The sequence below is a fragment of the Mycobacterium sp. NGS16 genome (genome assembly GCF_059813225.1).
The window spans coordinates 739,075-760,135 of sequence record NZ_JCALEE010000001.1; the positions used below are offsets into that span (position 1 = coordinate 739,075).

Genomic DNA, 21,061 nt, shown 5'->3' on the forward strand with positions numbered 1-21,061 from the left:
TAGCAGCGGTTCTGGTGGGTATCTCCACTGCTATCGAAGCGGTTCTCGCGGTTCGGGGGAGGTTCTCGTGCGAGTACTGGGCATCAACGCGGTCTTCCACGACCCGGCCGCTGCCCTGTTCGTCGACGGCCGGATCGTCGCGGCGGCCGAAGAAGAGCGGTTCACCCGGCGCAAGCACGGCAAGCAGGCGGTGGCGTTCTCCACCTGGGAGCTGCCGGTCCACGCCGCCCGGTGGTGTTTGGAGCAGGGCGGGATCGGCCCCGCCGATCTGGATGCGGTCGGTTACTCCTACGACCCCGCGCTGGCCGAGTCCCAAGAACCCGGCGGCGCGCCGATCGACGGGCAGGACCGCGACTGGGAGTATCTGCGCACCATGTACGCACGCCGGGCCCCGCGGTTTCTGGCCACCGCACTGCCCGGGCTGGATCCGGGCGTGGTGCGCCATGTGCGGCACCACGTGGCCCACGCGGCGTCGGCGGCGCTGGCCTCCCCGTTCGGTGACAGTGCTGTCCTGGTGGTCGACGGCCGCGGTGAGGCCACCTCGATGCTGGCCGGTGAGTATCGCGATCAGAAGCTGGATATCCTTGCGTCCCAAGCGTTGCCGCATTCGCTGGGCCTGCTCTATGAGAACCTCACCGAGCATCTCGGGTTCACCCGGTCCAGCGACGAGTACAAGGTGATGGCGATGGCCTCCTACGGCCGGCCCGTCTACGCCGAGCAGTTGCGGGAGCTGGTGTACTCCTGCCCGGACGGCACGTTTCGCACGCTGCCGGTGCAGTGGTCGGCATTCACCCGCCCCCGTGGCCGCGACGAGCAGGGACTGGACCCGGCGCACGCCGACCTGGCCTGCAGCGTGCAGCGGGTGGTCGAGGAGGTGCTGGCCGACACGGTGGCCTGGCTGGCGCAGCGCACCAAGGCCGACACGTTGTGCCTGGCGGGCGGAGTGGCGCTCAACTGCGTGGCCAACACCGCGCTGTTCAATCGGGGTGACTTCCAAGCGATCTGGGTGCAGCCGGCCGCCGGTGATTCGGGCACCGCGCTGGGGGCGGCGCTGGCTGTGGCGGCTGAGCACGACCAGGAGATCGCGCCGATGCCCTCGGCGTCACTGGGCCGCTCCTTCACCGACGACGAGATCGCCGCCGTACTGGCTGAGGCCGACATCCGTTACGAACGCCCTGCCGACATCGCCGTCGCGGTCGGCGACATCCTGGCCGGCGACGGGGTCGTCGGATGGTTCCAGGGCAGCGCGGAATTCGGCCCCCGGGCCCTGGGCAACCGGTCGCTGCTGGCCGACCCGCGCCGCGCCGGCAACCTGGACCGGCTCAACCGGGTCAAGGGCCGCGAACAGTTCCGCCCGGTCGCACCGATGGTGCTCGCCGAGCGTGCCGCCGAGATCTTCACCGGTGGCCCGCTGCCCAGCCCGTACATGCTGTTCGTGCACGATGTCGCCGAGCCGTGGCGAGATCGCATTCCCGCGGTCACCCACGTCGACGGCACCGCGCGCATCCAGACCGTCGACACCGGCCAACCGCTGCTGCATGCGATGATCAGCGCGTTCGCCGAGCGCACCGGGGTGCCGGTGGTGGTCAACACCAGCTTCAACACCGCTGGGCGGCCGATGGTGGACAGCCCGCGCGACGCACTGGCATGCTTCGGCAGCGCCCCGATCGACGCATTGGCCTTGGGCCCCTTCCTGATTCGGCGGCACGCCCAATGACCCCGAGCTATGCGGTGGTGATCCCCACGATCGGGCGCCCCTCGCTGAATCGGCTATTGGCCGCGCTGCAGCAGGAGTGTCGGCCGCCGACCGGTGAGGTGATCATCGTCGACGACCGCCCGGGGCCGGCCCGGCCGCTGTGGCCGGAGGCCGGATTTCTGCCGGTCACCGTGCTGCGCTCACGCGGTCGCGGCCCGGCCGCCGCTCGCAACGTCGGCTGGCGCGCCGTCCGCGCCGAGTGGATCTGCTTTGTCGACGACGACGTCGTGCCGGGCCAGAACTGGTGCGCCCGACTGGAGGCCGACCTTGCCGCCGCCGGTCCGGATGTCGTCGGATCGCAGGCCCGGATTGTGGTGCCGACGCCGGCGGACCGCCGCCCGTCCGACGATGAGCGGCGCACCCTGCGGCTGTCCGACGCACAGTGGATCACCGCCGACATGGCTTACCGGCGCGACGCACTGGTGGGCTGCGGCGGGTTCGACGAACGCTTCCCGCGGGCCTACCGCGAGGACGCCGACATCGCCCTGCGGCTGACCCGGGCTGGCGGCCGCATCACCGTCGGCTCCCGCGAATCGGTGCACCCGATCGCCCCGGCCTCCGGGATGTGGAGCAGCGTCAAAGCCCAGCGCGGCAACCGCGATGACGCGTTGATGCGCCGCAAGCACGGCCGCGGGTGGCGCACCGCCATCGGCGAGGGACGCGGACGGCTTCCGATGCACGTGATCGCTTGCGGCGCCGGGCTGTTGACGCTGCTGGGCATGATCACCGGCCGGCGCCCGATGCTCCGGGCCGGGGGACTGGGCTGGCTCGGGCTCACCGGGGAATTCGCGTGGCGCCGTATCGCCGCCGGACCGCGAAGCCGACGTGAGATCGCCGCGATGGTGGTCTCCAGCGTGCTGATTCCGCCCGTGGCGGTGGCTCACCGGGTCGCCGGTGCCGTGCGTTTCCGCCACGCCGTGGCCGACCCGCCGCTGGCGGTGCTGCTGGACCGCGACGACACCCTGATTCACGACAACCCGTATCTGGCGGATCCGGACGGGGTGATTCCGCTGCCGCACGCCCGCCGGGCGCTGGCGCGGCTGCGCCGGCACGGTCTGCGGCTGGCCGTGGTGAGCAACCAGTCCGGGGTGGCCAGGGGCCTGATCAGTCCGGAACAGCTGGACGCGGTCAATTCCCGGGTGGACGAACTGCTCGGGCCGTTCGACAGCTGGCAGGTCTGCCAGCACGGGGAGAACGACGGCTGCGGCTGCCGCAAACCGGCCCCGGGGCTGGTGTCGGCGGCCGCCGAGGCGCTCGAGGTACAGCCGCGGCGCTGCGTGATGATCGGCGACACCGGCGGCGACGTGGCGGCGGCGCTGGCCGCCGACGCCGACGCGATCCTGGTGCCCACCCGGCGCACCCGGACCGCCGAGATCGCCGACGCCCGTGCCAACGCCGCGGTCGCCCGCTCCCTGAATGCGGCGGTCTCCTTGGTGCTCAAAGGAATTCGATGAGCACCGCGGTCATCGCGCGGCTCGACAGTCTCGGTGACGTGCTGATCACCGGCCCGGCGGTGCGCGCCGTTGCCGCGGCGCACGACCGGGTGGTGTTTCTGGCCGGCCCGCGCGGCGCCGCCGCGGCCGCGATGCTGCCCGGGGTGGACCGGGTGGTGCGGTGGAGCGCCGGCTGGGTGGACTTCGACGCCGGTCCGGTGACCGCCGCAGCGGTGGCCGAATTGGTCGACGTGCTGGCCGGCGAACAGCCTGACGCGCTGCTGATTCTCACCTCGTTTCACCAGTCGCCGCTGCCGTTGGCGCTGATCGGCCGGATGGCGGGGGTGGCCTGGATCGGCGCGATCTGCACCGACTACCCCGGGAGCCTGCTGGACCTGCGCCACCCCGACCCCGGCGACGTCCCGGAACCGCAGCGCGCGCTGGCGCTGGCGCAAGCTGCCGGCTGGAGTCTGCCGCCCGGCGACGACGGGCGACTGCAAGTCAAGGAATTGCCGCCGCTTTCCCGGCCGCTGCGTGCCGCGCTGGGCGGCGACGACTACGTGGTGTTCCATCCAGGCGCCGCGGTACCGGCCCGGCGGCCCTCGGCCGGCAAATCCGCCGAACTGGTGCGCGCCCTGGCCCGGGCCGGGCAGCACGTCGTGGTCACCGGTGGCGCCGCCGACCGCGAGCTGACCGCGACCGTCGCCGGCCTCGACCGGCCGGTCGCAACTGACCTGGGCGGGCGTACCACGCTGGCCGAACTGGGTGCGGTGTTCGCCGGGGCCCGGGCGGTGGTGGTGCCCAACACCGGACCGGCGCACCTGGCCGCGGCGGTGGGGGCGCCGATCGTCTCGCTGTTCGCCCCGGTGGTGCCCGCCGAGCGCTGGAGCCCCTATGGCGTCCCGGTGATGCTGTGCGGTGATCAGACCGCGCCGTGTCGTGGCAGCCGGGCCCGAAACTGCCCCGTCGCGGGCCATCCCTGTCTGGACGGCATCGCCGCCGACGACGTGGTGGCGGCCGTGACCCGAATCGAAAGTCGAGGTGATCTGATGATCGCACGGCATATGGCCGAGCTGGAGCGAGCGATCGCCCGGGTGCGCCCGGCGGCCGCCCAGCTGTCGGACTGGGGTGCGCGGCTGGCCGAGGTGCTGGCCGGCGGCGGCCGGTTGCTGGCCTGCGGCAACGGCGGCAGTGCCGCCCAGGCGCAGCACCTGACCGCGGAACTGGTCGGCCGCTTTCACGATGAACGAGAACCTTTGTCGGCCATTGCATTACACGCCGACACATCGGCGTCCACGGCGATCGTCAACGACTATGGTGCCGAAGAGATGTTCGCCCGGGGGGTGCGTGCCCACGGTCGTCGCGGTGACGTGCTGGTCTCGCTGTCCACCAGTGGCACCAGCCGCAATGTGCTGGCCGCGGTGAAGGCCGCGCAGGAGATCGGCGTGGTGACCTGGTCGCTGACCGGGCCCGCGCCCAACCCGCTGCTGACCATGAGTGACGACGGCATCGCGGTGGAGGCCGACTCGACGGCCACCGTGCAAGAGATCCACCTGTTGCTGCTGCACAGCCTCTGCATGGCCGTTGATGCGGTGCTGCTCGACACGGAACGGACGCTCGCATGAAACCGCTTGTTGTGGTGGGGGATTCGATGCTCGATGTCGACGTCGACGGTACCGCCAGCCGACTGTCCCCGGAGGCGCCGGTTCCGGTCGTCGACCCGGAACGCATCTGGCAGCGGCCCGGCGGCGCCGGGCTGGCGGCGGTACTGGCCGCCCGCGAGTACGGAGAAGTCGTGCTGGTCACCGCCACCGCCGACGACGCCACCGGCCGCAGCCTGGCCAGGATCTTCGCCGAGGACCACCCGGGCATCCAGGTGGTGCGGCTGCCGCTGAGCGGCGGCACGCTCAGCAAGATCCGGATCCGGGCCGGGGGGCAATCGGTGGTGCGCGTCGACCACGGCGACGGCTACGCGGCCGAGGAGCGACTGCCCGCCGAGGTCGGCGAGCTGTTCGGCGAGGCGGCCGCGATCTGCGTCGCCGACTACGGTCACGGCGTCGCCTCCCACGACGAGCTGCGTTCGGCACTGACCGCTGCCGCGGCACGGACAACCGTGGTGTGGGACCCGCATCCGCGCGGCGCGGTGCCGATCCCGCGGTGTGCCCTGGCGACACCGAACGACGCCGAGGCGAAGATCTTCGCCCCGTCCTGCGGCGGGGGGCAGCGGGCCGACGCGCTGCGGCGGGCCTGGGGCGCCGGCGCCGTCAGCGTCACGCTGGGGGCCGGCGGCGCGCTGTTCGCCGACGCGCGGCACGCCGCGCACCACATCCGCTCGCCGGGTACCACCGGCGGCCGCAGCGACACCTGCGGTGCCGGCGACCGGTTCGCGGTGGCCGCCGCACTGGCCCTGGCCAATGGCGCCGACGCGCTGGCGGCGGCCAGCGCCGCGGTGGCCGATGCGTCTCGCTTCGTGGTGGCCGGCGGCGCGGCCGGCGTGTCCAGCGCCATGCCGATCCCGGGCGGGATCGACCTGAGCACGCCGGGCGGCGCGGTCACCGGCATGGCGGCGGTGACGGCGCTGGCCCATCGGGTGCGGCGGCGCGGCGGCACGCTGGTGGCGACCGGCGGGTGCTTCGACCTGCTGCACACCGGCCACGTCCGGTTGCTGCGGCGGGCTCGCGACCTGGGCGACGCACTGGTGGTGCTGATCAACTCCGACGATTCGGTGCGGGCGCTCAAAGGCACCGGACGCCCGGTGGTGCCCGCCGAGGACCGCGCGCGGGTGCTGGCCGCGCTGGCGTGCGTGGACGGCGTAGCGATCTTCCACGAGACCTCGCCGACTGCGGTGCTCGAGAGGCTCCGGCCCGACATCTGGGTCAAAGGCGGCGACTACGGCGGAGTGGAACTGCCCGAGGCGGAAACGGTGCGCCGCCACGGCGGTCAGGTGCTGGTGCTACCCACCATCCCGGGCTACTCGTCGTCGAAGCTGATCGCCGCTGTCCGCTAGCGAAGGAGTGTGAAAGATGAAGGAACTGGGCAACATCTTGATCGCCGGCGGTGCCTCCGGGCTGGGCGCCGCCACGGTGCGGGCGGTGCAACGCGCCGGTGGGACACCGCTGGTGATCGACATCAACCAACCGGCTGACGACGTCACCTACCGGTGCGCCGATCTCGCCGACACCGCCGCGGTCGAAGAGGCCGTCGCCGACCTGGCCGGCACCGCCGACCAACCGCTGCACGGGGTGTTCACCCCGGCGGGCATCGACAGCTGCGGGCGGCTGGATCGCGTCCCGGCCAAGGACTGGGAACGGGTGCTGCATGTCAACCTGCTGGGCACCGCCGCGGTGATCCGGGCCGCCCTGCCGTACCTCGACGCCGACGACGCCCGGATCGTGACCTGCGCATCGACGCTGGGCATCAAAGCAGTCAGCGACGCCACCGCCTACTGTGCCTCGAAGTTCGGGGTGGTCGGGTTCACCCGGGCGCTGGCCGCCGAACTGGCCGGTGAAGTCGGCGTGACGCTGCTGATCCCGGGCGGAATGACCACCCCGTTCTTCGACGGCCGCGCCGAGCAGTACAAGCCGCCGCCGGACGCCAAACTCAACGACCCCGACCTGGTGGCCGAGGCGGTGCTGTTCGCGCTGCGCCAGCCGGCCGGCTGCGAAATCCGGGAGATGGTGGTGTGTTCCAGCGAGGAATCGTCGTGGCCGTAACCGGCAGCGCCACGGTGCTGGTGCTGCGCGCACTGGGGGTGGGCGACCTGCTCACCGGCGTGCCGGCGCTGCGCGGGCTGCGGCGGGCGTACCCGTCGGCTCGGATCGTGCTGGCCACACCGGAACCGCTGAAACCGCTGGCCTTGCTGTGCGGGGCGGTGGACGCGGTGGCGCCGACCGCCGGTCTCGGTGCGCTGCACTGGTCCGGTCCGGCGCCGCAGGCGGCGGTCAACCTGCACGGGCGGGGCCCGCAGAGCATCACCGACCTGCTGTCGACCGGAGCGAAAACGCTTATCAGCCACAGCAATTGCTCCTATCCCGCGGTGAACGGGCCGCCCTGGCGCGACGACCTGCACGATGTGGATCGCTGGTGCATGCTGCTGGAACACGCCGGAATCGCGTGTCGTCCTGGGGAACTCGGCATCGCCCGGCCACCGGGATACCCGCGCCGCGACGGCGTCGTGGTGATTCACCCCGGCGCCGCGGCACCGGCGCGGCGCTGGCCGGCGGACCGGTTCGCCGCGGTCGCCGCGGCGCTGAGCCGTTCCGGGCACCGGGTGGTGATCACCGGATCGGCCGCCGAACGTTCGCTGGCCGAGATCGTCGCCGCCTACGCCGGACTGAGGTCGTCATCGGTGCTCGCCGGCGAACTGGACCTGCTCGGGATGGTCGCGTTGATCAGCGACGCGCGGCTGCTGGTGTGCGGGGACACCGGCATCGGGCATATCGCCACCGCTACCGGGACCGCTTCGGTGCTGCTGTTCGGTCCGACCCCCCCGGCGCACTGGGGACCCCGCGGCCCCGGCCCGCACGTCGCCATCTGGGCCGGTGACCGCGGCGACCCGCACGCCGATCGGCCGGATGCGGGACTGCTGCTGATCACCCCGGCGCGGGTCATCGCCGCGGCCCGAGACGTCCTCGCGGAATGCGCATGACATCACGCGTCGGTGTCGTCGGTGCCGGATATGTCGGGTTGACCAGTGCGGTGTGTCTGGCCGCCGCCGGTGTCGACACGGTGTGCATCGACACCGACCGGCGGCGCGTCGCCGAGTTGCGGGTCGGATACGCCGCGATCGACGAACCCGGCGTCAACGACCTGTTGCGTGCCGGGCTGGCGCACGGAACCCTGCGGATCACCGACGACTACGGCCTGCTGGCCGACCGCGACGTCGTCTTCGTATGCGTGCCGACGCCGACCAGTGACGACGGCAGCGCCGACCTGCGAGCCGTCGAACGCGTTGTCGCGCAGCTTGCCGACACGATGTCGCCGGGATCGACGGTGGCGGTCAAATCCACTGTTCCGCCCGGCACCTGCCGGCGCATCGGTGCGCCGCTGGCGGCCCGCGGCATCCACGTCGTGGCCAATCCCGAGTTTCTGCGCGAAGGTTACGCAGTCGAGGATTTCTGCCACCCCGACCGGGTGGTGATCGGAGCCGACGACGGTGCGGCAGCCGAGCGGGTCGCGAAGCTGTACTCCAACGATGCCGCCCCGGTGTTGCGGATGAGCTTGGAGAGTGCGGAGCTGGCCAAGTACGCCAGCAACGCCTTCCTGGCGGTCAAACTGTCCTTCGTCAATTCGCTGGCTCAGCTGTCCAGCCGCGTCGGCGCCGATATCGCCGACATCGCCCGCTGCATGGGCGCCGACCCGCGGATCGGCCCGCACTTTCTGCGGCCGGGCCCGGGCTGGGGCGGTTCGTGCCTGCCGAAGGACAGTGCGGCACTGGTGTGCACCGGCCGGGCGCACGGTGTGGAACTGCGGGAGATCGAATCGGCCCGGCGGACCAACGCCGCCCAGGTGCACCGGATCGCCGCCATGCTGCGGCACCGGGTGGGCCGCCCGCTGGCCGAGCTGAAGGTCGCGGTGCTGGGCTTGACGTTCAAAGCCGGCACCAGCGACATCCGTGACTCCCCGGCGATCGCGGTCTGCGCCGGCTTGCAGGCCGGCGGCGCCCAGGTCACCGGTTATGACCCGCGGCTGGCGATGATCGATACCGCGCACCTGCCGATCCCGGCCGCCGACGACCCCTACGTCGCGGCCAAGGACGCCGACGCGATCGTGGTGCTCACCGAATGGCCCGACTTCGCCGAGTTGGACTGGGAGGCCATCGCCCGGTGCGCCGCTGCCGGTGCGGTGGTCGTCGACACCCGCAACGTCGTCGACCGCAGCGCGGTCGGCGGTGCCCGGCTGGTCTGCCTCGGCAACGGAACACCGGGCGGCTACTGACCTGGGCGGTCATGTTTAGGTACCCGCCTCGGGGGTAAACACCCTCACGCGCCGCGCGCCCGGCGGGGCAAACATCGGGGAGGGGCCAGCATGGTCGCGGGATATCAGATTCTGGGTAGGGCGGCACTTGTGGCGTCAATGGCTGTCGGCTGCGCCGCGGTCGCGATCGTGCCGGGCGCGTTCGCCGATCCGGACACCACCTCGACCACCATGACGCCGACGTCGTCCGGCCCTCCGACGACCCGTAAGCCCGCGGACGCGACGCCGACGCCGTCCGACGCTCCGGCGACCACCACGGCGCCCACGCCTACGCCCTGAGCAGCGGGTCCAGACCCGCGGCCGGTGCCGCAGCAGCGGCACTACGGCTCACCGCCGCCGATCAGCCGTACCGGGACTATCTCCATCACCGATTGCTCCTCCACGCTGTAGGTGGAGAGCTCCGCCGCCGCGTCCTCGCGACGCAGGAAGGCATCCACCGGCTTCCCGAGGTAAGTCAGCAAGAAGACATCGGTGACCTGCTCGGGCATCGCGGTAGGCGCATGTTCAGTCGCGCAGCCGGTGCGCCAGCAGCGACTTGCCCTCTTCGGCGCCCTTACGGCTGGCGTTCTGGGCGCGCCGGAACAGGTCGGCCAACTCGGTGTCGCCGGTGCGTTCGGCGTCGGCGATGTAGACGTCCATCCGCAATGCGTTGTCCAGGCAGTTCTCCACGAACCACAACAGGTCGTAGTCGCGGTCCTTGGTGCCGGTGCGCTGGCCGCTCTCCACGTTCTTTACGTCGGCCATCGAATCCCCCCTAGGTCTTGATGTTTCTGCCAATCGGCTACCCAGAGGTCTGCGACGACTAACCGACGGCCAGCCGCGAACTCGCTGAGGATTAGCCGACGCCACGACGGGTATGCCTGAGCCATGACGACCCTCGGTTATGCGTTGTCCAGCGAGGAGTTTCACCCCAACGAGCTGGTTCGTCAGGCCACCCGGGCGCAGCGGGCCGGGTTCGAGGCGCTGTGGATCTCCGATCACTTCCACCCCTGGACCGACCAGCAGGGCCACAGCCCGTTCGTGTGGTCGGTGATCGGCGCACTGTCGCAGGCCTGCACGCTGCCGATCACCACTGCCGTCACCTGCCCGATCATGCGCACCCATCCGGCGGTGGTCGCGCAGGCCGCAGCGACCAGCGCCGCCCAACACGACGGCCGCTTCGTTCTGGGGGTCGGGACCGGAGAAGCGTTGAACGAACACATCACCGGTGCACGCTGGCCCTCGGCGGCCATCCGCCGCGGCATGCTCGACGAGGCCGTCGCGGTGATCCGCGAGCTGTTCACCGGCCACCAGGTCAACCACCACGGGCGCTACTACACCGTGGAGAACGCCCGGCTCTACACGCTGCCGCCGAAGCCGACACCGATCTACGTCTCCGGTTACGGCCCGCATTCGGCGCGGCTGGCGGGCCGGATCGGCGACGGGTACCAGTGCAGCATGCCCGACGCCGCGCTGGTCTCGGAGTTCCACCATGCCGGCGGGATGGGCAAGCCCACCCAGGCCGGGTTCAAGGTGTGCTACGCGCCGTCGAAGGAGCAGGGGGTGCGCACCGCGCAGGCGTTGTGGGCCAGTGAGCAGCTCCCCGGTGAACTGGGCCAGAACCTGCCCACGCCGACGCATTTCGAGCAGGCCTCGAGTCTGGTCACCGCCGACATGGTGGTACAGGCGGTGCCGGCCGGTCCGGACGCCAAACCGTATCTGGACCGGATCCGCGAATTCGCCGACGCCGGCTTCGACGAGGTCTACGTGCAGCAGATCGGCGGAGACCAGGAGGAGTTCTTCGCCTTCTGGGAATCCGAGATCGCGCCGGAGCTGGCGGCGTGAGCGCAACGACGAAAGTGCCGGGGGCGCAGCGCTATCTGCCGGAGAAGCGGACGCTGAGCGCACTGCGGGTCGCGGCCGCGGGGTGTCACGGCTGCGAGCTGTACCGCGACGCCACCCAGACGGTGTTCGGCGAGGGCCGGCGCGGGGCGCCGCTGATGCTGGTCGGGGAGCAGCCCGGCGACCAGGAGGACCGGCAGGGCCATCCCTTCGTGGGTCCGGCCGGGCGGCTGCTCGAGCGTGCGATAAGCGACGCCGGCATCGACCCGGGCTTGGTCTATGCGACCAACGCGGTCAAGCATTTCAAGTTCACCCGCCGCGAGGGCAAGCGCCGGATCCACCAGAAGCCCGGCCGCACCGAGGTGGTGGCGTGCCGACCGTGGCTGATCGCCGAGATCGACGCGGTGGGTCCGCAACTGGTGGTCTGCCTGGGTGCTACTGCCGCGCAATCGTTACTGGGCCCGGCGTTCCGGATCTCCACCGGCCGCGGAGAGCTGATCGAGGTGCCGGGCCGATCCGGGCCGCCGGTCCTGGCCACCGTGCATCCCTCGGCGGTGCTGCGCGACCGGACCGACCGGGCAGCGGCCTACCGCGCATTCGTCAGTGACCTTCGGGTGGCCGGCGGCGCTGTGACAGAACAGAACAGCACCGTGGTCTGACGGGCTGTTTGACAACCACGGTGACGGGTAACCGTGTGCCGATAGAAGGGAGCGCACCATGCCGAAGACCGCGGACTTCATCATCGACCGGTTACGCCAGTGGGGGGTGCACCGGATCTTCGGATATCCCGGTGACGGCATCCTGTCCATGCTCGGCGCACTGGACCGGGCCGGAGGCGATCCGGAGTTGATCCAGCCGCGCCACGAGGAGATGGGCGCCTTCATGGCGACCGGGCACGCCAAATTCACCGGCGAACTCGGCTGCTGCCTGGCCACGTCCGGCGGCGGGGCGATCCACCTGCTCAACGGGCTCTATGACGCCAAACTCGACCATCAGCCGGTGGTGGCCATCGTCGGCCAGCAGAAGCGGATGTCACTGGGCGCGGCGTTTCAGCAGGAGATCGACCCCAACTCACTGTTCAAAGACGTCTCGTCGGACTTCATCCAAACCTGCATGGCGCCAGTGCAGGCCCGGCACCTGGTAGACCGGGCGTGCAAGGTGGCGCTGACGAATCGCACGGTGGCCACCATCATCCTGCCCGAGGACGTCGCCGAAGAGGACGCGGTGCCGTCGCCGCCGCGGATGCACGGTGCGGTGTTCAGCAGCGTCGGCTGGTCCCGGTCCCGGATGCTCCCCGCGCAACCGGAATTGCAAAAGGCCGCCGACATTCTCAACGATGCCGAGAAGGTGGCGATTCTGATCGGCGCCGGTGCCGCCGACGCGTCAGACGAAGTGGTGCAGGTGGCCGAGCTGCTCGGCGCCGGGGTGGCCAAGACCTCCCTGGGGCGGGCTTCCCTGCCCGACGATCTGCCGTATGTCACCGGCCCGATCGGGCTGCTGGGCTCCACGGCCAGCGAGGCGATGATGTCCGGCGCCGACACGTTGTTCATGATCGGATCCAGCTTCCCCTACTCCGAATGGCTGCCCAAAGAAGGGCAGTGCCGGGGGGTGGAGATCAACCATGATGGCCGCATGATCGGCGTGCGGTACCCGATGGACGCCAACCTGATCGGGGACTCCAAAGACACGCTGCAAGAGCTGATCCCGCTACTCAAGCGCAAGGAAGACCGGTCCTGGCGCAAGAAGATCGAAGGCGAGGTGGCCGAGTGGTGGCGGGTGCTCGACAAGCGCGCCCACGACAAGGCAAACCCGCTCAACCCCGAGCTGGTGGTACACGAGCTGTCCAAGCGACTGCCCGATAATTCGGTCATCACCACCGATGCCGGCTCGGTGGCCAACTGGTGGGCGCGGCACCTGCGGCTGCGGCCCGGAATGGCCGCCTCGCTGGCCGGCAACCTCGCCACCATGGGACCCGGCACCCCGTATGCGATCGCCGCCAAACTGGCGCACCCGGGCCGCCCGGTGATCGCCCTGGTCGGTGACGGGGTGTTCCAGATGAACGGCATGGCCGAGATGATCACCGTGAAGCGCTACAAGGACCGGCTGTCCAAGGGCCCGCTGATCTTCTGCGTGTTCAACAATCAGGACCTCAACCAGGTCACCTTCGAGCAGCGGGCGATGGGAGGGGAGAAGAAATTCGAGGGCTCCCAACATATTCCAGACGTACCGTATGCCGAATTCGCCAAGCTGCTCGGGCTGACCGGTATCCGCTGCGATGACCCGAAGAACATCGGGCATGCCTGGGACCAGGCGCTGGCTGCCAGCAGCCCGGTGGTACTGGAAGTGGTCGTCGACCCGGATATCGCACCGGTTCCGCCTCAGATCAGGATGGACATTGCGAAGAAGACCGCCAAGGCGATGATCAAAGACCCGGACCGGGTCAGCGTCGCCACCAAGGGCGCCAAGCAGAAGATGCACGAGTTCACCGAGTCGGCCAAGCAGGCGGTACGCGACCTGCGTGACAAGGACGACGACGAGTGAGCCTGCTCGGCCACCGGCACACCGAGCAGATCCCCGCCCGGCCGGACACCCGGTTCGTCGCAGGAATGGCGGCGGTCGACCGGGTCAACGTCATCGGGCTGGAGAAACAGTTGCGCCGCCACGTCGAAGGGGAAGTGCGCTTCGACGCCGGCACCAAGGCGATGTACGCCAACGACGCCTCCAACTACCGACAGGTGCCGATCGGGGTGGTGGTGCCCAAGACGATCGAGGACGTGGTGCAGACCGTGCGCGCCTGTCACGGCTACCGGGCGCCGGTGCTGTGCCGCGGCGGCGGGACGAGCCTGTCCGGGGAGACCGTCAACGTGGCGGTGGTCATCGACTTCTCCAAATATCTGACCGAGATCATCGACATCGACGCGGGCCAACGGTTGTGCACCGTGCAGACCGGGGTGATCAATGAGCAACTCAACAAGGCCACCGGTGAATACGGGCTGGTGTTCGGGCCGGACCCGTCGTCGCACTCCCGGTGCACCCTGGGCGGCAACATCGGCAACAACTCCTGCGGTGTGCATTCGATCCAGGCGCACTTCTACGGGCCGGGGCCGCGCACCTCGGACAACACCCACGCATTGGAGATCATCACCTACGACGGCGCCCGGTTCTGGGTGGGCAACAACGAAGAGTCCAAGATCGACGCGATCATCGCCCAGGGCGGCCGGAAGGGCGAAATCTATGCGGCACTGCGCGATCTGCGTGACAGGTATGCCGACGACATTCGCAAGGGGTACCCGGATGTCGATGAGCTGCCGCGGCGGGTGTCGGGCTACAACCTTGACGAACTGCTGCCGGAGAAAGGCTTCAACGTCGCGCGCGCCCTGGTGGGGACCGAGAGCACCTGTGCGGTGGTGCTGAGCGCGACCATGATGCTCACCCCGGCGATGCTGCACCGCAGCGTCGTGGTCGTGGCGTTCGACTCGGTCGGAGACGCCGGCGATCTGGCGCCGGAGATCATGGAGTTCAAGCCGATCGGGTGCGAGGCAGTGGACAGCCTGCTGGTGCACGACCAGGAGTTGACCGGAACCAACGCGGCCGGTAGAGCACAGCTGCCGCAAGTGGATTCGGCCGGGGCGTGGCTGATGGTGCAGTTCGGCTCCGATGACCCGCGGGATTCGTCGGCGCAGGCGCAGCGATTCGTCGAGTGGTTGCAGCAGAAGAAGGGCTTCGGCTCCGACCGAATCGTGATGGCCCGCAGCAAGCAGGACGGCGGCAACAGCGCCCAGCTGTGGTCGATCCGGGAGTCCGGGCTGGGATCCACGGCGTTTCCGGTGGACAGCGGCAACCACTGGCCCGGCTGGGAGGACTCGGCGGTGCCGCCGGCGCGGGTCGGCGACTACGTGCGGGACCTGCAGCGGCTCTATGCCGAGCACGGGCTGCGCGGCGCCATGTACGGGCACCTGGGGGAGGGCTGCATCCACTCCCGGGTCGGGTTCGATCTGCGCCACAAGGACGGGCTGGCCACCTACCGGCATTTCCTGGAAGCGGCCGGGGATCTGGTGGCCTCCTACGGCGGCTCGATGTCGGGGGAGCACGGCGACGGCCAGCAGCGCGCCGAGCTGCTCGGCAAGCAGTACGGTCCGCGACTGATCGATGCGATGCGCGAGTTCAAGTCGATCTGGGATCCGATGTGGAAGATGAACCCCGGCAAGGTCATCGACCCCTACCGGTTCGACGAGAACCTCAAGCTGGGCACCGATTACAACCCGCCGCGGCCGAAGGTCAAGTTCAGCTACCCGGAGGATCATGGCGACTTCTCGCACGCCGCGCTGCGCTGCGTGGGGGTGGGCAAATGCCGGGTGCCCGAAGCGCAGGACACCATGTGCCCGAGCTATCAGGTCACCCGCGAGGAGAAGCACTCCACCCGGGGCCGTGCGCGGCTGCTGTTCGAGATGCTGCGCGGTGAAGTGATCACCGACGGCTGGCAGTCAACCGAAGTCGCGGACGCACTGGACCTGTGCCTGGCGTGCAAGGGCTGCACCAACGACTGCCCGGTCAACGTCGACATCCCCACCTACAAGTCGGAGTTCCTCTACCACCACTACCGGTCGTTGCGCCGGTGGCGGCCCCGCTACGCCTACGCCTTCGGCTTCATCGACCAGGCCGCCCGGCTGGCCGCCAAGGTCCCGGAGCTGGCGAACTTCGCCACCCAGACCCCGGTGCTGTCGGCCATCGCCAAATTCGTCGGCGGCATCGACCGGCACCGCCCGTTGCCGACGTTCGCGCCGATGACCTTGCAGCAGTGGTTCGCCGCGCGGCCGGTGGTCAACTCCGGCGGGCCGCGGGTCATCTTGTTCCCCGACACCTTCAACAACCATTTGCACACCGATGTCGGGGTGGCCTGCGTGGAGGCCATCGAAGCGGCCGGCTGGCAGGTGCTCATGCCGCGCGGTCATATCTGCTGCGGACGCCCGCTGTATGACTACGGCTTCCTCGACGTCGCCAAACACTATCTGCTGGACGTGCTCTCCGCGCTGCGCGACGAGATCCGCGACGACACCCCGGTAGTCGGGATGGAGCCGAGCTGTCTGGCGGTGTTCAAAGACGAGCTGCCCAAACTGCTTCCGCATGACGACGACGCCGAGCGGCTGGTGCGCAACAGCTATCACTTCGCCGAGTTCTTCGCCAAGTTCGACGTCGAGGTGCCCAAGACCTCTCGCATGCGGGCCCTGCTGTGGGGCCACTGCCACCAGCGGGCCACCGGCGGCGTCAGTGCCGACCAGGAAGTGCTGCAGAAGATGGGCGTGGACGTCGAGCCGGTATCCGGGGGCTGCTGCGGGCTGGCCGGCTCGTTCGGCTTCGAAGAAGGTAAGTACCAGATATCGATGGACTGCGGAGAGCAGGCGCTGTTCCCGGCGACCCGCAAGAACCCCGACGCGCTGGTGGTGGCCGACGGGTTCTCCTGCCAGACACAGCTTGCCGACGCCGGCGCCGCCTCAGCGCTGCACCTGGGCCAGCTGATGGCGATGGCGAAGCTGTCCGAGGACATCAGATCCGTTGAGCCGCCCGGTCGTCCGCGACCTGCAACGCCGACGCGGGCCATCCGGACTGTCGGGCCGGTCGCCGCTCTCGCCGCGGTAGCCTTCGGATTCAGGCGACGCGAAAGTCGTCGAGATCGGCCTGTTTGACGGTGAGCCCGTGCCCGGGTGCCGACCGGTCCGGGCGCAGCACTCCGCCCGGCTCCGGGGTGATCACTCCGTCGAACGCCAGGCCTTCGATCCGTACATGGTCGTGGAAGTACTCGAGATGGCGCAGGTGCCAGATCGCCGTGCCGACCTGGCCGCTGATCTGCGGTGCACAATGCAGCGACAGGTCGATGCCGCGGGCGTCGCAGAGCGCACCGACTTTGAGCACCCCGGTGATTCCGAGCGCCCGGGTGACGTCGGCCTGCAGGCAGTCCACGGCGCCCGCGGCCAGCATGTGCTCGAAATACGGTAGGTGGTAACCGTATTCGCCGGCGGCGATGTCCATTCCCGGCGGCCCGTGCTCGGTCAACTGACGCAGCCCCTCGAGATCGTCGGAGGTCACCGGTTCCTCGAACCACCGCACACCGAAATCAGCGAAGCACCGCGCCCACCACAGGGCCTGCTTGCGGTGGTAGGCCCCGTTGGCGTCGACGAACAACTCGATACCCTCGCCGATCGCCGCCCGGGCCGCAGAAACCCGGCCGGTGTCGGCCTCCGGGTCGCGGCCCACCTTCATCTTGACCCGGGGAATGCCGGCGTCGGCCCAGCCGCACAACTGTTTACACAGCGTGGCGTTGTCATAGGAGGTGAATCCGCCGCTGCCGTAGATCGGGGTGGCGTCATGGACAGCGCCGAGGGCCACGGCCAGCGGCTCATCGAGCAGCCGGGCCCGTAAATCCCACAGCGCGATGTCGACCGCCGAGATCGCCTCGGCGACCACGCCCGGCTTGCCCAGGTTGCGCACCGCGTGCTGCATTCCCGCCCACCGGGCCGGCGGCTGCAATGCGTCCTCGCCGGTGATGACCTCGGCCAGCTTGCCGCCCACCACGGTGGCCACCGCCGTTCCGCCGTAGGTGTAGCCGGTTCCGACCAGACCCCCGGCCCGGATGCTGACCAGCACGAAGGTAGTCGAGTCCCAGGCCAGGGTGCCGTCGGACTCCGGGGCGTCGGTGGGGATCGCGTAGGCCGAGACCTCGACGGATTCGATCGGTATCGCAGTGGCTGCGCGCGAAGTCATGGCTGGTGACTACCCGCGACGCGGAACGGGTATGCCCGGGCAGATCAGTTGCGGGGGAGCGGCGTGCAGCGGGCCACCGGGGTGCCGACCAGCCGGAAGTCTTCGCTGGTATCGATCTGCGGATCGACGCCGTCCTGGAACAAGATGATGATGTCCGACCCGCCGAACTGGAAGTAGCCGAACTCTTCGCCTTTGGCCATGTGCCGGCCTTCGACCCCGGTGAGCACCACCGACGACACGTGCGCCATGCCCACCGGGATGATCGCGACCAGGCCGAGGTCGCCGGCCGCCGACCGCGACGTATCGACGGTCACCACGCCACGGGTCTGGGAGAACTCGTAACCGGTGCTGGCGCTGTCGCTGGCCTGCAACTCGTGGTCTTCGATGGACACTCGCAGGAACACTTCACCGTTGATGCGGAACGACTCCCGGACCAGACCATCGACCGGCAGGTGATAACGGTGATAGGCGTGCACCGGCAACATGTAATGCACGAAGGTGCCGCCGGCGAAGCTCTCGCGGTAGGCGCTGCCTTCCATGAGTTGCTTGATGTTGCCGAACCTTTGGTTCTTCAGCGTGATGGCCGGGATGTTCGAGTCGGCATCGATGTCGAAGGCGTGCTGGAAACGGCAGTCGGCCGGTGAGGTGATCACCAGGTTGCTGCCCGGCTCGGCGATCGGGCGCAGCCCGCCGTTGAGTTCGCGGGCGATGAACTGGTTGGCGGTCAGCCAGCCGCTGGGCGCGTTGGGGGCGCCATCGACCAGGGACTCCTCGACGCGGTATTCCGGTGCGTTGGCGATGAACGACTTCAGCGCCTCCGGGCTGAACGACTCCGGCGTGTCGAGGAAGTTGCCCCACTGCTTGGCGAACTCGGTCAGCCACTCCCGGAAGATGTCGCAGTGCTGCAGTGTCTGGTCGCCGATCTCCTGGTCGACCAGGAAGTAGAAGTGGCTCATCCGGTCGCTGACCTCTTGGGTCTGGCCCTGTTCGGTCCAGGCCTTCGCCGGCGACTCCTGCGGCACCCACCTGACGAAGCGCCGCAGGTAATCCTGGTATTCACCGATGTCACAAGGCCATTCCAACGCCTCGAACAGCGCCGGGCGCAGGTCGGCTTGCGCGCGTTGCCTGGCCTTGCGCAGCGACTGTTCGACCAGCTCTGCCAGGCCCTGCTGACGGCCCAGTGCCTCCTGCAGTTTGTCGGTGATCGCGTCCGGCTCGCTCATGCGGTGGACATACCCACCGCGGCGGTCCCGTCAACCGTTTGCCCTGGGGCACCGGCGGGTACGCGGAGGCGCATGCACGGAGTCGTCGACGCGGTCCGGGGAGTGCTGTGGGCGCGCCGGCGCCAGCCCGACGACGTCGCGTACTTTGCCGCCTTGGGCCACGAGCGGTTCTCGCCACCGGAGTTGCTGCGGCAGGCGGTGGAGGCGGAGAACGCCGGCTTCGACGGCGTCTGCTGCTCCGATCACCTCGCGCCCTGGTGGGATCCGGCCAGCGGCCCGCCCGCCGCCTGCGGCAACGCCTGGGTGTGGTTGGGTGCGGCAGGGCACGCGACCCGCAACGTGGCTCTCGGTACCGCGGTAACCGGCCTGGTGCACCGCTACAACCCGGTCGTCGTCGCGCAGCAGGTCGCGACCCTGGAATCGCTGTATCCGGGCCGGACGTTCCTGGGGGTCGGATCCGGCGAGGCGATGAACGAGGTCCCGGCCGGGCTGGACTGGCCGAGCGTCGCCGAACAGCAGTGCCGCACCGAAGAGGCCCTGGAGATCATCGTCCGGCTGCTCAACGGCGAAACCGTCGATTTCCGGGGCCGCCATTTCCGGACCGACGGCGCCCGGATCTACCTCGACGTCGAGCGCCGCCCGCCGGTGTTCATGTCCGCGTTCGGGCCGCGTGCGGCCGCTATCGCGGGCCGGCTCGCCGACGGCGTCTGGACGCTGGGCGACCCGGCCAAGGCGCCGGCCGTGATCGGCGCCTACCGAAAGGCTTGCGAGGACGCGGCGAAGCCGCCCGGAGAGATCATCGTGCAGGGGCTGATGTCGTGGGCGGAGACCGACGATGCCGCACTCGAACATTCCCGGGTGTGGAAGGCGGCGCTGGTCGACGCGAACTACGCCGACGACATCCATGACCCCGGCGAGGTCGGGCGGTTGGGGGCGCAGGTGTCCGACACCAAGTGGAAGCTGATGGGGGCGGTGTCGTCGGATCCGGCGGTGCATGTGCGTCGGATGAAGGCGATGCGTGCGCTCGGGGCCACCGTCGTCGTGATGATGAACGTCGGCGGTGCCGATCCGGGCGGCGCACTTCGTACCTACGGCACCGAAGTGTTGCCCGCGTTGCGTGAGTGATCAACGGCGTTTGTCCGCGGTGGTGGCCGGGTAAACCGGCTGGGTGAACCCGATTGCCGCTACTCCCGCGACCAGGACCGATCTGCTGACTCCGCTCGGCGTCTATGCCCCGCAGCAGGATTCGCACCTGCTCATCGAGACGATGGAATCGTCGGGCCTGGCCCGCCGCGGCCGGGTGCTCGATCTGTGCACCGGCTCAGGGGTGGTGGCGATCGCGGCGGCCGATATGGGCGCCGGCAGCGTCACCGCATTCGACATCTGTCCCGTTGCGGTGCGGTGCTCCCGGGACAACGCGCGCGCCGCCGGGGTGGACGTGGAGATCCGGCAGGGCCCGTGGACCGGCGCGTTGGCCTGCGAGCCGTTCGACCTGATCGTGTCCAACCCGCCGTATGTGCCCACCCCGCGGCATGCGGACCCGATCCCGGCCGCCGGCGGCCCGGAGTGGTCGTGGAACGGTGGCGTCGACGGCCGGATCGTCCTCGACCCGCTGTGCCGCTCGGCCGCCAGGCTGTTGCGCAGTGGTGGTTCGGTGCTGTTGGTGCAGTCGGCACTGGCCGACGCCGGCCGGTCCCTGAAAGTCCTGCGGGACAGCGGCTTGGACGCCGACATCGTGGCGTCCCGGTGGATTCCGTTTGGTCCGGTGCTCTCGGCGCGGGCCGGCTGGCTGGAACGCACCGGGCGGATGCCCCGCGGCTGCCGCGAAGAGCAGCTGGTGGTGATCCGGGCGGACAAGCCGTGACCGAACCACGGGTGGTTCGCCCGGTCCGCAATGGCCCGGTCCTGGTCCCCGGGCCGGTACGCATCGAGACCCCCGAGGGCGTCGTCGAATCGGACCGGTTCATGGTCGCCATCTGCGCCTGCGGGCGCAGCCGCAATTATCCGCTCTGCGACACCAGCCACCGGCGACGGGAACCGTCCCGCCACCACGTCGAGGGCGAGGTGGCCGAGCCCGGGTGACGGGTCTGCCG

The 21,061-nt window shown here is 69.8% G+C and carries 19 protein-coding genes and 1 pseudogene; 15 read left to right on the forward strand and 5 right to left on the reverse strand.

The genetic code is table 11. From position 1 onward, the window contains the following. Nucleotides 1–67: 67 nt before the first annotated feature. The 8 genes and pseudogenes from AC5Y4Q_RS03625 (at nt 68) to AC5Y4Q_RS03660 (ending at nt 9,126) form a co-directional block, all read left to right on the forward strand. Complete coding sequence (locus tag AC5Y4Q_RS03625) at nt 68–1,717, forward strand: carbamoyltransferase family protein (RefSeq protein WP_499957999.1); 1,650 nt, start codon at nt 68–70, stop codon at nt 1,715–1,717. Then, nucleotides 1,714–3,210: an HAD-IIIA family hydrolase gene (locus AC5Y4Q_RS03630; RefSeq protein WP_064921799.1), complete on the forward strand. Its 1,497-nt coding sequence runs from the start codon at nt 1,714–1,716 to the stop codon at nt 3,208–3,210. Before AC5Y4Q_RS03625 ends, AC5Y4Q_RS03630 begins: the two co-directional genes overlap by 4 nt. Nucleotides 3,211–3,524: 314 nt before the next feature. Then, nucleotides 3,525–4,091, forward strand: a pseudogene (locus AC5Y4Q_RS03635) (glycosyltransferase family 9 protein); the annotation flags it as partial. 147 nt (nt 4,092–4,238) lie between these two features. Further along, on the forward strand, nt 4,239–4,814 hold the full coding sequence (locus tag AC5Y4Q_RS03640; RefSeq protein ID WP_165604337.1) for a D-sedoheptulose-7-phosphate isomerase: 576 nt from the start codon (nt 4,239–4,241) through the stop codon (nt 4,812–4,814). Continuing rightward, nucleotides 4,811–6,196, forward strand: a complete 1,386-nt coding sequence (locus AC5Y4Q_RS03645; protein ID WP_125224326.1) for a PfkB family carbohydrate kinase — start codon at nt 4,811–4,813, stop codon at nt 6,194–6,196. The genes AC5Y4Q_RS03640 and AC5Y4Q_RS03645 overlap by 4 nt, the downstream gene beginning before the upstream one ends. A 16-nt stretch (nt 6,197–6,212) precedes the next feature. Continuing rightward, nucleotides 6,213–6,902, forward strand: coding sequence for an SDR family oxidoreductase (locus AC5Y4Q_RS03650; protein WP_125224327.1), 690 nt, complete (start codon nt 6,213–6,215; stop codon nt 6,900–6,902). Beyond that, a complete protein-coding gene (locus AC5Y4Q_RS03655; RefSeq protein WP_235663849.1) occupies nt 6,893–7,837 on the forward strand; it encodes a glycosyltransferase family 9 protein in 945 nt (314 codons plus the stop codon). Before AC5Y4Q_RS03650 ends, AC5Y4Q_RS03655 begins: the two co-directional genes overlap by 10 nt. Further along, nucleotides 7,834–9,126, forward strand: a complete 1,293-nt coding sequence (locus AC5Y4Q_RS03660; RefSeq protein ID WP_234786451.1) for a UDP-glucose dehydrogenase family protein — start codon at nt 7,834–7,836, stop codon at nt 9,124–9,126. Before AC5Y4Q_RS03655 ends, AC5Y4Q_RS03660 begins: the two co-directional genes overlap by 4 nt. Nucleotides 9,127–9,230: 104 nt before the next feature. On the opposite strand, the gene AC5Y4Q_RS03665 is transcribed toward AC5Y4Q_RS03660, so the two are convergent. The 3 genes from AC5Y4Q_RS03665 to AC5Y4Q_RS03675 are packed head-to-tail and all read right to left on the reverse strand — an operon-like array spanning nt 9,231 to nt 9,909. Continuing rightward, entirely contained in the window at nt 9,231–9,431 is a 201-nt protein-coding gene (locus AC5Y4Q_RS03665) for a hypothetical protein (RefSeq protein ID WP_125224328.1), read from the reverse strand. Between the two features lie 54 nt (nt 9,432–9,485). Continuing rightward, complete coding sequence (locus AC5Y4Q_RS03670; protein ID WP_165604336.1) at nt 9,486–9,653, reverse strand: hypothetical protein; 168 nt, start codon at nt 9,651–9,653, stop codon at nt 9,486–9,488. A 16-nt stretch (nt 9,654–9,669) separates the two neighbouring features. Then, the gene (locus tag AC5Y4Q_RS03675) at nt 9,670–9,909 is read right to left on the reverse strand and encodes a hypothetical protein (protein WP_064921792.1); all 240 of its coding nucleotides are present in this window, start codon (nt 9,907–9,909) and stop codon (nt 9,670–9,672) included. Nucleotides 9,910–10,032: 123 nt separating this feature from the next. Between AC5Y4Q_RS03675 and AC5Y4Q_RS03680 the strand changes: the two genes are divergently transcribed. From AC5Y4Q_RS03680 to AC5Y4Q_RS03695, 4 genes are read left to right on the forward strand one after another with little or no spacing between them, the layout of a single operon-like run. Further along, nucleotides 10,033–10,989: a TIGR03557 family F420-dependent LLM class oxidoreductase gene (locus AC5Y4Q_RS03680; protein WP_499958005.1), complete on the forward strand. Its 957-nt coding sequence runs from the start codon at nt 10,033–10,035 to the stop codon at nt 10,987–10,989. Further along, nucleotides 10,986–11,645 (forward strand): UdgX family uracil-DNA binding protein, encoded by a 660-nt coding sequence (locus tag AC5Y4Q_RS03685; RefSeq protein ID WP_064921790.1) that lies wholly within the window; start codon nt 10,986–10,988, stop codon nt 11,643–11,645. Before AC5Y4Q_RS03680 ends, AC5Y4Q_RS03685 begins: the two co-directional genes overlap by 4 nt. A 58-nt stretch (nt 11,646–11,703) precedes the next feature. Further along, complete coding sequence (locus AC5Y4Q_RS03690) at nt 11,704–13,527, forward strand: thiamine pyrophosphate-requiring protein (protein WP_064921789.1); 1,824 nt, start codon at nt 11,704–11,706, stop codon at nt 13,525–13,527. Then, nucleotides 13,524–16,670: an FAD-binding and (Fe-S)-binding domain-containing protein gene (locus AC5Y4Q_RS03695; protein WP_499958008.1), complete on the forward strand. Its 3,147-nt coding sequence runs from the start codon at nt 13,524–13,526 to the stop codon at nt 16,668–16,670. Before AC5Y4Q_RS03690 ends, AC5Y4Q_RS03695 begins: the two co-directional genes overlap by 4 nt. Here the strand turns inward: AC5Y4Q_RS03695 and AC5Y4Q_RS03700 are convergent. Next, nucleotides 16,633–17,745, reverse strand: coding sequence for an enolase C-terminal domain-like protein (locus AC5Y4Q_RS03700; protein WP_499958010.1), 1,113 nt, complete (start codon nt 17,743–17,745; stop codon nt 16,633–16,635). The two genes, AC5Y4Q_RS03695 and AC5Y4Q_RS03700, sit on opposite strands and share 38 nt — an antisense overlap. Nucleotides 17,746–17,789: 44 nt before the next feature. Beyond that, nucleotides 17,790–18,968 carry a phosphatidylserine decarboxylase gene (locus AC5Y4Q_RS03705; RefSeq protein WP_499958012.1) on the reverse strand — a complete coding sequence of 393 codons (1,179 nt, stop codon included), beginning with the start codon at nt 18,966–18,968 and terminating at the stop codon, nt 17,790–17,792. Between the two features lie 72 nt (nt 18,969–19,040). On the opposite strand from AC5Y4Q_RS03705, the gene AC5Y4Q_RS03710 reads away from it, so the two are divergent. From AC5Y4Q_RS03710 to AC5Y4Q_RS03720, 3 genes are read left to right on the forward strand one after another with little or no spacing between them, the layout of a single operon-like run. Beyond that, nucleotides 19,041–20,093, forward strand: a complete 1,053-nt coding sequence (locus AC5Y4Q_RS03710; RefSeq protein WP_125224331.1) for an LLM class flavin-dependent oxidoreductase — start codon at nt 19,041–19,043, stop codon at nt 20,091–20,093. Between the two features lie 43 nt (nt 20,094–20,136). Further along, nucleotides 20,137–20,832, forward strand: coding sequence for a HemK2/MTQ2 family protein methyltransferase (locus tag AC5Y4Q_RS03715; RefSeq protein WP_267887749.1), 696 nt, complete (start codon nt 20,137–20,139; stop codon nt 20,830–20,832). Beyond that, nucleotides 20,829–21,050, forward strand: coding sequence for a CDGSH iron-sulfur domain-containing protein (locus AC5Y4Q_RS03720; RefSeq protein WP_499958015.1), 222 nt, complete (start codon nt 20,829–20,831; stop codon nt 21,048–21,050). The genes AC5Y4Q_RS03715 and AC5Y4Q_RS03720 overlap by 4 nt, the downstream gene beginning before the upstream one ends. Nucleotides 21,051–21,061: the final 11 nt, after the last annotated feature.